The organism is Methanobrevibacter ruminantium M1, from assembly GCF_000024185.1.
GTDB lineage: Archaea > Methanobacteriota > Methanobacteria > Methanobacteriales > Methanobacteriaceae > Methanobrevibacter > Methanobrevibacter ruminantium.
Map to the genome: position 1 here is coordinate 505,998 of NC_013790.1, position 12,976 is coordinate 518,973.

Genomic DNA, 12,976 nt, shown 5'->3' on the forward strand with positions numbered 1-12,976 from the left:
GATAGGCATGATCTGGTGGCTTCTCTTTAGTGTATAGTGATATCTGTGGTATTTTTAGTGTTTTGTTTTAGTTTTTTGGGGGGTTCTGTAGTTTTGTTTTTGGGTTTTTTTTAGTGTTTTGTTTTAGGTTTTTTGGGGGGTTCTGTAGTTTTGTTTTTGGGTTTTTTTTAGTGTTTTGTTTTAGGTTTTTGAAGACTCAATAGAAATATCTATTGTAGATTTCATTGCTTTGTTGATTAAACTCTACATTTTCTTACTAAATATAATAATTTTTTTGATAACTTATATATTGCATATTCTTTATATTATATTATATAATTTATAATAATATTAATCATAATAATGTAGACATAATAATTTTGTCTTAATAATTCGAAGGTTTGATATAATGAATGATAAAACAAATGATTTTTTCAGTGAATATTTATCAGGATTATGTCTGGATTTTGATGAATCCACTTTAATTGCTCCAAATAAGAATGGAGAAAAGGAAAAATGCATAATTGAAAAGTCAGAATATGAAATTAAAAAAGATAATTTAGTTGGATTTGCAAAGTCCAATTCAATTTCAATCAATGAGCTTATATTGGCAAGTTTAACTTTAACACTTAATAAATTCAATTTTTCAAATGAAACCTTAATTTTCAATCAAAATAATGTTCCATTTGCTGCTAAATTTGAAAACAGACAAATTTCAATTAGGGAATTTTTAGAAAAAATTCATGAGAATTATATTAAAACATTGGAATTCGATGAGTATTTTGATAAGGATGACCTTCCTTTAAATCCGGAATTTTATTTTACGTTCGATGAGGATTTAAAATCAGATGCAGAATATTCCAATTATCTAAGCATTGTTGAAAATGATGAAACTGTTTCTCTCTTTTTATCTTATAATGATGAATTATATACAAAGGAGTTCATCAATCTATTCATATCAAGCCTTGAAAAAATCCTTGAAGAAATAGCCACTTCGGATATTGATAAGACAAATATCTGCGACATTGCTATTGTAGGTGAAAATGAAGATCTCATCTTCACTGAAGTTGAAATGCCTTTGATTCACAGGCGTTTTGAAAAGCAGGCTGTGGAGAAGGGGGATGAGATTGCTCTTGTTGCAAGCGATGCCACATTGACTTACAAGCAATTGGATGAAAAGGCAAATGTCATTGCAAATGCATTGATAGCTAAGGGAGTCAAGCCGAAAAGCAATGTCTTAGTTATGCTTTCAAGGGATAGCAATCTGATTGCTTCCATTTTAGGTATCCTTAAGGCAGGCTGCGCATTCATTCCAATCGATCCTGAATACCCTCAAGAGAGAATAAACTACATCTATGAAAACAGTCAGGCAGATTATATTATTGCCAACGAATCTGGAGAAAAGTCTTTAGACATTGAAGAGTTGCTTAAGGATGGCAATTCAGATGATCCTGAGCTTGATGTTGACCCGGATGATTTGGCCTATATGATCTACACTTCAGGGTCCACAGGAAATCCGAAAGGTGTAATGATCAGCCACAAAAACATCTGCAATCAGGCTTCAAATCCAAAATCCACTTATGAAAGTTTGCTTTGCATTACAACCATCTCTTTTGACGTGTCTGTTGACGACATATTGACATCCCTTTCAAATGGATTGAAATTGGTACTTGCTGATGATGTTCAAATCAAAAATATTCCAGCTCTAATCAAGTTAATTGATGAAAACAAGCCTGAAATTTTAGAAATTACTCCTTCAAGAATGGGGTCTTATCTTGAGGTAAAGGAATTCTGCAATGTCATATCCTGCTTTAAGTGTATTTTCATTGGAGGAGAGAAATTTTCATCAAAAGTTTATGAAGATTTAAGAAAATATAGTGATGCTGTCGTCTATAACAGTTACGGCCCAACAGAAACAACAATCACCTCAAACAACAAGGCGGTTACTGATGTAAACGATTTGACTGTGGGGCTTCCTCATATTAATTATGTCACCGATGTTCGTGACATTGACGGCAAATTGGTCCCTGATGGTGTAATGGGTGAACTGTACATTGGAGGTACCGGTGTAGGAAAAGGATACTACAACATGCCAGAAAAAACTGCAGAAGTGTTCCTGACCATCAATAACATTCCATATTACAGAAGCGGAGACTATGCAATTAAGCTTCCAAATGGCGAAATCGACATTAAGGGAAGAATTGACAACCAAATCAAACTCAGAGGATTAAGAATAGAAATCGGCGAAATCGAGTCTAACGTTGGCAAATATCCAAATATCAAACAGGCTGTAGTTGTAATTAAAGAGATTAACGATAATGAACATCTATGCGCTTATTACACTGCCGATGAAGAGATTGATAGTGATGATTTAAAAGAGTTTTTAAAAGACCGCCTTACTCGTTATATGGTTCCTACTGTCTTCATGCAGCTTGATGAGATGCCACAAACACCAAACGGCAAGACAGACTTGAAACAACTGCCAGTGCCACAGCTTAAATTGTCATTTACCCTTCCAGAGAGTGAAACTGAAATAATCTTGCATGAAATTGCTTCATCAATCAGCAAAACAAAGGAATTCGGTACTACCGATGATTTGTATGCTATTGGATTTACTTCATTGACACTGATGAAATTAAATGCAAGGATTTATGAGGAAATGGGTGTTAATTTAGATATTATTTCATTATTGAATGATCCTACAATTAAAAATATTGCAAAGGAAATAGAAAACAATGATATTCTGGACTTGAATGGTGTAATAGAATCATCTAAGGATATGGTTTATTATCCATTGACAGAAAATCAAATGGGAATCTATTATGAGTGCATTCAAAGCGGCGAGCTTGCACAATATAATCTCCCATCAGTAATAAGATTTGGCAGTGAAATTGATGCTGACAGATTACATGACGCTATCATCAAGACAATTGAGGCATATCCTTATCTTAAAACCAGAATTGTTCTAGAAAAAGGTAAAGTGATGCTTAAACGTGATGATTCAATAGATATTGATGATATTCCAATTATTAATGTTGATAGTATTTCCGATGAGCAAATCGAAAAGGAAAATCTAAAGCTATTTGATTTGCATAATGACCAGTTATTCAGATTTAAAATCTATAAGACTCCTAGCGAAACAATTTTATTCTCAGATGTCCACCATATCATTTCCGATGGTGAATCCTTAGATAAGCTCTTTACAAATATTTCCAATGCATATCAAGGAATTGAAATTGAAAAGGAAACAATCAACGGTTACATTAACAGCATAATTGAAAGTGAGAATGAGAACAGTGAAAAATATGAACTGTCTAGAAAGTTCTTCCAGGATAAGTTAACTCAAGAAATTGATTCCACTGTACTCACTCCAAATCTCAACGGCAATTTTGAAGAGGGAATTTTAAAATCAATTTCCAAAAATATCGACTCCGAATTGGTCAACAGGTTTTGCAGTGAAAACAGGATAACCCCTAATGTTTTATTCATGGCAGTAACCATGCTCAACCTAAACAAGTACACATTCAATGACAAAACTTTGATTACAACCATTTTCAATGGAAGGTCAAACTCATCCTACATCAACACACAGGCATTGCTGGTTAAAACCCTTCCGATTGTTTCAATCAATGATGATAGGACATTGTCATTTAAGGAATATTTAAGTTCAGTCAATGACATCTGGATGGAAACCATCAATCATTCTGATTATCCTTATACTAAGATCTCTGAAGAGTTTGGATTGAAACCAGAGTTTTTCTATGCCTACAATAATCTTGATGCTGAAGAAATTGCAATTGATGGCAAGACTTATAAAGTCAAATATTTGAAATCACTTGAAGTCAATTATAAGATATCTTTGGAAGTTAATGAGACTTGGGACAATATTGAATTATTCCTTGAGTACAATGACCAATTGTATAGCGCAGATTACATTGACACCTTCTTAAATTGCATCATCGATGTAATAAATCAATTAATTGAATCGGATATTGAAGAATTAAGCATTGGTGAAATAGAATTGGGTAAAGGTATAGAGACACCCTTATCATTTACACCTGTTGATATGCCTATTTTACATAAGCGATTTGAAAAACAGGTAACTGATAAAGGTGATGAAACCGCTCTTGTTGCAAGTGATGCCACATTGACTTACAGGCAATTGGATGAAAAGGCAAATGTCATTGCAAATGCTTTGATTAAAAGAGGAGTCAAGCCGAAAAGCAATGTTTTAGTGATGCTTTCAAGGGACAGCAATCTGATTGCTTCTATTTTGGGAATCCTTAAGGCAGGCTGTGCATTCATCCCAATCGATCCAGAATATCCTCAAGAGAGAATAAACTACATTTATGAAAACAGCCAAGCGGATTATATTATTGCTAACGAATCTGGAGAAAAGTCTTTAGACATTGAAGAGCTGCTTAAGGAAGGCGATTTTGAAAATCCTGATGTTGATGTTGGCCCTGATGATTTGGTCTATATGATTTACACTTCAGGATCCACTGGTAATCCGAAGGGTGTAATGATTAGCCATGAAAATATCTGCAATCAGGTTTCAAACCCTAAATCCTCTTATGATAGTCTTCTTTGCATTACAACCATATCTTTTGACGTGTCTGTTGACGACATATTGACATCTCTTTCAAATGGATTGAAACTGATACTTGCTGATGATGTTCAAATCAAAAATATTCCTGCTTTGATTAGGTTAATTGATGAGAATAAGCCTGAAATTTTGGATAGTACTCCTTCAAGACTTGCCTCCTATCTTGAGGTAAAGGAATTCTGCAATGTCATATCCTGCTTAAAGTGCATTTTCATCGGAGGGGAGAAATTTTCAGCAAAAGTCTATGAAGATTTAAGAAAATATAGTGATGCTGTCGTCTATAACAGTTACGGTCCAACAGAAACAACAATCACCTCAAACAACAAGGCGGTTACTGATGTAAACGATTTGACTGTGGGGCTTCCTCATATTAATTATGTCACTGATGTTCGTGACATTGACGGCAAATTGCTTCCTAATGGTGTAATGGGTGAATTATACATTGGAGGTACCGGTGTTGGAAAAGGATACTATAACTTGCCTGAAAAAACCCAAGAGGTGTTTTTGACTATCGATGGCATTCCATATTACAGAAGCGGAGACTATGCAATCCAACTTCCAAATGGCGAAATCGACATTAAGGGAAGAATTGACAACCAAATCAAACTCAGAGGATTAAGAATAGAAATCGGCGAAATTGAAACCAATATTGGCCAATATCCTGATATAAGGCAAGCTGTTGTTGTAATTAAGGAAATCAACAACAACGACCATTTATGTGCTTATTACACTGCCGATGAAGAGATCGATACTGAGAATCTAAAAGAGTTTTTAAAAGATCGCCTCACTCGTTATATGGTTCCGACTGTGTTTATGCAGCTTGATGAGATGCCTCAAACCCCAAACGGCAAGACAGACTTGAAACAGCTCCCTGAACCTCAGCTTAAGTTGGCTTTGGTGATGCCTGAGAGTGAAACTGAAGAAAGATTATATGATATTGTCTCATCTCTTGTGGATGCTGATGAGTTTGGTATTACAGATGACTTATATGCCATTGGATTTACCTCTTTGACATTAATGAAATTAAATTCCATAGTCTATGAGCAAATGGGGGCGAATTTAGACATTTCCATATTATTCAATGAGCCAACAGTTAAAAACTTTGCAATAGAAATTGACAATTCCTTTGAAAAGGATTCTGGCCTTGAAGAGCTTATAGAATCAGCTAAAGGCTTGGAATATTATCCGTTGACTGAAAATCAATTAGGGATTTACTATGAATGTATGCAAAATCCGGATGTGATTAAGTATACGATGCCTACAACAGTAAGATTTGACAGTGATCTTGATGCAAATAGACTTAAACAGGCAGTCATTGACACTATTGAAGCACATCCATATATTAAAACAAGAATTGTAAATAATGATGGTGAATTAAGGCAGAAAAGATGTGATGATGTGGCAATCGACGATATTGAAATTGTTAAAGTCGATAGCATTAGCGATGAGGACATTGTCCGAAATGATGTGGGTCCGATTTCTATAGAGGACAGTCAATTGTTCAAATTCAAAATATATGAAACCCCTGATGAGATTGTCTTATTCTCAGATTTCCATCATATAATCACTGATGGAGTATCCCAAAACAATTTATTTAGAGATATAGCCGATATCTATGAAAATAGAGAAATATCCGAAGAGATAATCGATGGATATATCTACAGTCTTTTGGAAAAAGAAGCCGAAAACAGTGAAATATATCAATCTGCAGAGGCATTTTTCGATGATAAGTTAACTCAAGGAATAGAATCCACTGTTCTGACTCCAGACCTTAATGGAAATCCTGATGAGGGTAAAATAAAAAATCTTTCCTATGCTTTTGATTCAGAATTGATTAATGAGTTCTGCAATGATAATTCCATAAGCAAAAATGCCTTGTTTATGGCAGGCACAATTTTAAACCTGAACAAATTCACATTCTCTGATAAGACATTGATAACAACAATATTCAATGGAAGGTCAAGTCCAAGCTATTTCAATACTCAAGGATTTTTGGTAAAAACCGTTCCGTTTATTATCAATAATGAAAACAGGCAGGCATCACTTAGGGATTTCATTAAATCCATTGACCAAAGCTGGAAAGATACCTTGACAAACAGTGCATATCCATATATTAAGATAGCTGAGAAATATCAATTAAAACCTGAATTCTTCTATGCTTATCATGAATTCCTAGAGTCTGATGAAATGATGATAAATGGCAAGGAGTACATTCCACAAGAATTAGCTGGGGTTGATATGGTTACAGTTGAATCCAAAATCAATCTAGCTGTTTATGATAATGGTGATGAGTTTAATCTTATTTTGGAATATAACGACCAGCTCTACAGTGAAGATTATGTTAAAACATTCATAGAATCCCTGAAGAGCATTTTAGTTCAATTCCTTGAAAATGATATGGACAATTATAGAATCTGTGATGTAAAATTAAAGGATGATGAGGAAGTGCATGAATTTGTTGATGTGGAAATTCCATTTATCCATAAGCGTTTTGAAAAGCAAGTTGATGAGGCTCCCGAAAAGATTGCATTAATTGCAAGCGATGGCTCATGGACCTATGGTGAACTTAACCAAAAGGCAAATCGTGTTGCCAATGCTCTTATAAACAAGGGAATCAAAGCCAACAGCAATGTCTTGGTAATGCTTCCAAGGGACAGCAATCTCATTTCAGCTATTTTAGGTGTCTTAAAGGCAGGCTGTGCATTCATACCTATTGATATTAACTATCCTAGGGGCAGAATCGATTATATTTTTGAAAACAGTCAGGCAGATTATCTTATAGCAGATAGGGGAATTGAAAATTCAATTGACATTAATGAATTGCTCCAAGAGGAGAATGCCTCAAATCCTCAAGTGGAAATTGATCCAGATGATTTGGCTTATATGATTTACACTTCAGGTTCTACAGGTAATCCTAAGGGAGTAATGACCAGCCATATGAATATTACAAACTTATTCTCCAAAGATGAGGGTAGTGTAATTTATAATGCATATTCAAAAATGAAAAGGACTCTTGCCCTTTCAACAGTATCTTTTGATGCATTTCTGCTTGATTTCATGCCATTGACCTTCGGTTTGGAAGTGGTGCTGGCTAACGATAGTGAAATAAAGAATATTAAGGAATTGGCTGAATTGGTTAAAAGAGAAAAACCGGATTCACTTACATTTTCCGCACCATCAAGGTTTAAGCAATATCTGGAATATGAGGAATTCGCCAAACAAGTACCTGACTTCAGGTATATTGGTCTTGGTGGAGAGATGGTACCTCAAGACCTAATTTCACGACTTTTAGAGTATCCTAATTTAGAATTGTATAATATTTACGGCCCGACTGAAACAACAGTGACATGCAATACCCATAAGCTTAGTGATGCGGAGAATATAACTGTTGGAAGGGCCCTCCACAATTGCATAACTGAAGTCAGGGATATTGATGGAAAACTGGTTCCTAATGGAGTGATGGGAGAATTATACATCGGAGGTAAAGGAGTATCTAGAGGATATTACAATATGGAAGAAAAAACCAAGGAAGTATTCCTATCTATTAATGATATTCCATATTATAGAAGCGGTGACTATGCAATTGAACTTCCAAATGGTGATTTAGTAATTAAAGGAAGAATCGACAATCAGATTAAGTTAAGGGGATTGAGGATAGAGCTTGGTGAAATCGAATCCAATATTGCCAGATTCCCACATATGAAGCAGATTGTAGTTGTGATTAAGGAAATCAATAATGCTGAACATTTATGCGCTTATTTCACAGCTGATGAAGAGATAGACATAAAGCTCTTGAAAAGGTATCTGGGAAATAAGCTGACTGAATATATGGTTCCAACCGTATTTATGCAGCTTGATGAGATGCCAATATCTCCAAATGGCAAGACAGACATTAAGAGACTTCCAAAGCCAAAATTAAATCTGGATTATGTTGAAGCTGAAGGGGAAACTGAAGAAAAGTTAGTTGAACTTGTTTCATCCATTGCCAATACAACTAACTTCGGCACAACAGACAATCTATATGAATTGGGCTTCTCTTCCTTAACATTAATGAAATTGAACTCAATGATCTTCAATGAAATGAATGTGAATATTGACATAACTTCATTGTTTACAAATCCGACAATCAAGTCCCTTGCAGATAAGATTGACAATAATATAGAATTTGAAATAGACATTGATGAAATCATTGAGACTGCAAAGGATATGGATTATTTCCCATTGACCTCAAATCAGATGGGAATCTACTATGAGTGCATGCAGACTGAAAAAATCAAATACACCATGCCATATGCAATAAGGTTTGAAAGCAGCATCGATCCTTATAAGCTTAAGGACGCCGTTATCAGGACTGTTGATGCACATCCATATCTCAAGACAAGGATTATCAATACTGATGATGGAAAGATATTGCAAAAGAGATGTGACGACGTTGAAATCGAGGAGATAGAAATCGTCGAAATAGATTCTATCAGCAATAGGCAGATAATGGACAGGGACATAAAGCCAATTCCATTGGATGATAATCAGCTATTGAGATTTAAGATTTATAAGACACCTACAGAAACAATATTGTTTGCTGATTTCCATCATATCATTACAGATGGAGTTTCTCAAGGCATTTTCTTCAATGATTTGGCTAAGGCATATAACAATGAGGAAATCGAGGCTGAAAAAATTGATGGATATGAATACAGCCTGATTGAAGAGAAAATTTCCCTTAGCGAAGTCTCAGAGAATTTCTTCAAGAAACAGTTTAGTCAAGGCATTGAATCAACTGTTCTAACTCCAAATATGAATGGCAATCCAGATATTGGAAACATTAAGCTCATTTCAGATCAGGTAGGCTCCAGTTTTGTCAGGCACTTCTGTAAGGACTATTCAATAAGTCCGAACGTTTTATTTATGGGCGCTACACTTTTATGCCTTAATAAATTTACATTCAGCGGAAAATCATTGATTACAACAATCTTCAATGGTAGGTCAAACTCAAATTATGACAATACTCAAGGAATGTTGGTTAAAACATTGCCTATCATTGTAAATGCTGAAAATCGTGACATGATGGTTGAAGATTATATAAAATTGGTTGATAAGGCCTGGAAAGATGCATTGACCCATAGCAATTATCCCTACACAAAGCTTGCAGAGGATTATCAGTTAAAGCCGGAATTCTTCTATGCATTCCATGAATCATTAAAAAGTAAAGTTGAGCTTGATGGCAGGACTTATGAGGCGATTGACCTTGACGGTACTGTTTCAACTGATTATAAGATAAACTTGGATATCTTTGATGATGGGGAATTTATTACATTGTATTTGGAGTATAATGATCAAATCTATACAGAAGAGTATGTTAATCAGTTCATACGTTCAATAAAATATATCTTATTCCAGTTCTTTGTACATGATATGGATAAATTGAGAATAAGGGATATTGAATTGGTTGAAGGGGAAATTCCAGAGTTTGAAGAGATTGACACTCCGATTATTCATAAGCGCTTTGAAAAGCAGGTTGTTGAAAAGCCAGGTGATGTGGCATTGGTTGCAAGTGATGCCACCTTAACTTATGGGGACTTGAATGAGAAAAGCAATAGGATTGCAAATGCATTGATTAGGCGGGGCGTAAAGCCTAGAAGCAATATTCTCATAATGCTTAAGAGGGATAGCAATTTGATTGCTTCCATTTTAGGTGTCCTGAAGGCAGGATGCGCATATGTTCCTATCGATCCCGAATACCCTTCCGAAAGAATCAACTACATTTATGAAAACAGCCAGGCGGATTATATCATAAGCTATGAGACTTCAGAGAATTCATTAAATGTTTATGAGCTTCTTGAAGAGGAAATTGTTGTAAATCCAAATGTTGAGGTTCTTCCGGATGATTTGGCCTATATGATCTACACTTCAGGCTCAACAGGCAATCCTAAAGGTGTGATGATTAGTCATAAGAACATCTGCAATCAGGCTCAAAACCCTAAATCCACTTATGATAGTCTTCTTTGCATTACAACCATCTCTTTTGACGTATCTGTTGATGACATATTGACATCCCTTTCAAATGGATTGAAATTGATATTGGCTGATGATGTTCAAATCAAAACTCTTCCGGAACTTATTAAATTGATTGATGAGAATAAGCCTGAGGCTTTAGAGATCACTCCTTCAAGAATAGGCTCTTATCTTGAATTGGAAGAGTTCTGTAATGTGATTTCTTGTTTAAAATGTATTTTCCTTGGAGGCGAGCAGTTTTCAGCAAAAGTCTATGAAGACTTGAGAAAATATAGTGATGCTGTTGTCTATAACAGTTACGGTCCGACCGAAACAACAATCACCTCAAACAACAAGGCAGTTACTGATGTAAATGATTTGACTGTAGGGCCTCCTTTAAAAAATTATGTCACCGATGTTCGCGACATTGACGGCAAGTTGGTCCCTAATGGGGTAATGGGTGAATTGTACATTGGAGGTATGAGCGTTGGAAAAGGATACTACAATATGCCTGAAAAGACAGAAAAAGTTTTCTTAACCATCAATGGCATTCCATATTACAGAAGCGGAGACTATGCAATCCAACTTCCAAATGGAGAGATTGACATTAAGGGAAGAATTGACAATCAGATCAAACTCAGAGGATTGAGAATAGAAATCGGTGAAATCGAATCAAACATTGGCAAATATCAGGATATAAGGCAGGCTGTTGTTGTGATTAAAGAGATTAACAATGTTGATCACTTATGCGCTTATTACACTGCTAATTGCGAAATTGACTCTGATGATTTAAAGGAGTTTTTAAAGGACCGCCTTACTAATTATATGATACCGACAGTGTTTGTGCAGCTTGATGAGATGCCTCAAACTCCAAACGGCAAAACGGATATCAAAAGACTTCCGCAGCCAAAAGTGGAATTGAATTATGTGGCTCCGAAAACAAGGCTTGAACATGAGATCTGTGCAATATTTTCATCTATATTGAATATAGAAACAGTTGGTGTAGAGGATAATTTCTTTGAAATCGGTGGAACATCACTTATTGCATCAAAATTAATTATTGAACTTCTTAAACAGGGATATAGTGTAAGATATGATGACATATTCAGGAATAAAACTCCTAGAGCACTGGCGAAATTATTGTCTGGTGAAGACATTGGCGAAGAGGACTTGGATTTAACTGATGATATCATCAAAAACTACAATTATGGCGAAATCAATGAGCTTCTCCAAGAGAATACATGGGAAAACTTCTTTGATGGTGAAAATCTGGAATTGGGCAATGTCCTATTGACTGGAGCTACAGGATTTTTAGGAATCCATATCCTATATGAATTCATCAAAAGTGAGGAAGGAAAGATCTATTGTATGTTAAGGAAAGGCAAGTTTGATTCCTGTCAGGAACGGTTGATTGATGTGATGAATGATTACTTTGATGAGGATTTCACTGATCTCGTCGGCTCACGCATCATTCCAATCGAAGGGGACATAACTGAAATCGATGATTTTAAACAGCTTGAGGATGAGCCTATTGATACGGTGATAAATTCGGCCGCACTTGTAAAGCATTATACTGCCGATGATTATATCTTCAGGGTGAATGTCGATGGAGTAATCAATGGACTTAAATTTGCCCAAACTAGAAATAACATAAAATATGTACAGATATCAACAATCAGCGTTCTTTCATCATACTCCTTAAATGAAGAGGCATATCCGAATCAGGAATATGATGAAAGGACATTATATTATGAGCAGGATCTAGAAAACAAATATGTATGCAGTAAGTTTTTAGCTGAAAGGGCGGTTCTGCAAGCTGCAACTAAAGGGCTTCCAGTAAAGATAATCAGAGTTGGAAATCTTATGAGCCGTTATTCAGATGGTGTGTTCCAGAAAAATTATGATACAAATGCATTTTTAAATAACATTAAAACCATTAAAAAATTAGGAGCTATGAATCCTGCAATGGCTAGTGAAAAGGTTGACATGAGTCAAATAGATTATGTTGCAAAGGGAATACTTGCATTGTCTAAGACTCCAGAGAAATCCAGGGTATTCCATTGTATGAATAATCATTATATTTCCCATAGGGATATTGTTGATGCATTGAATACATACGGTTACGGAATTGAAGAAGTGGATTTCGAAGAATTCAAACAGATTTACGAACAAAACATGAATGAGAATATACAGGGTATAATAACTGCCGATTTTTCAATTGATGACTTTGATGAGGAAGACGATTTCGAGGAGAATGTGGAAATTGAACAGACTGTTGATATTCTTCATTCGTTAGGATTTGATTGGCCTGAAGCAGATGAAGAGTATCTTAAACGATTGTTTGATTATTTGAATAAGTTTGATTATTTTGAATAAATGGTGGATTAATGTCAAATGAAA

1 protein-coding gene is annotated in these 12,976 nt (G+C 35.2%); it reads left to right on the forward strand.

What is annotated here, in order from left to right; genetic code table 11:
• Positions 1–388: 388 nt before the first annotated feature.
• Positions 389–12,952, forward strand: a complete 12,564-nt coding sequence (locus MRU_RS01800) for a non-ribosomal peptide synthetase (RefSeq protein ID WP_012955159.1) — start codon at positions 389–391, stop codon at positions 12,950–12,952.
• Positions 12,953–12,976: the final 24 nt, after the last annotated feature.

Excerpts from the sequence above, each read along its gene's own strand:
- MRU_RS01800 (WP_012955159.1), top strand. The coding sequence starts at position 389 with ATGAATGATAAAACAAATGATTTTTTCAGTGAATATTTATCAGGATTA.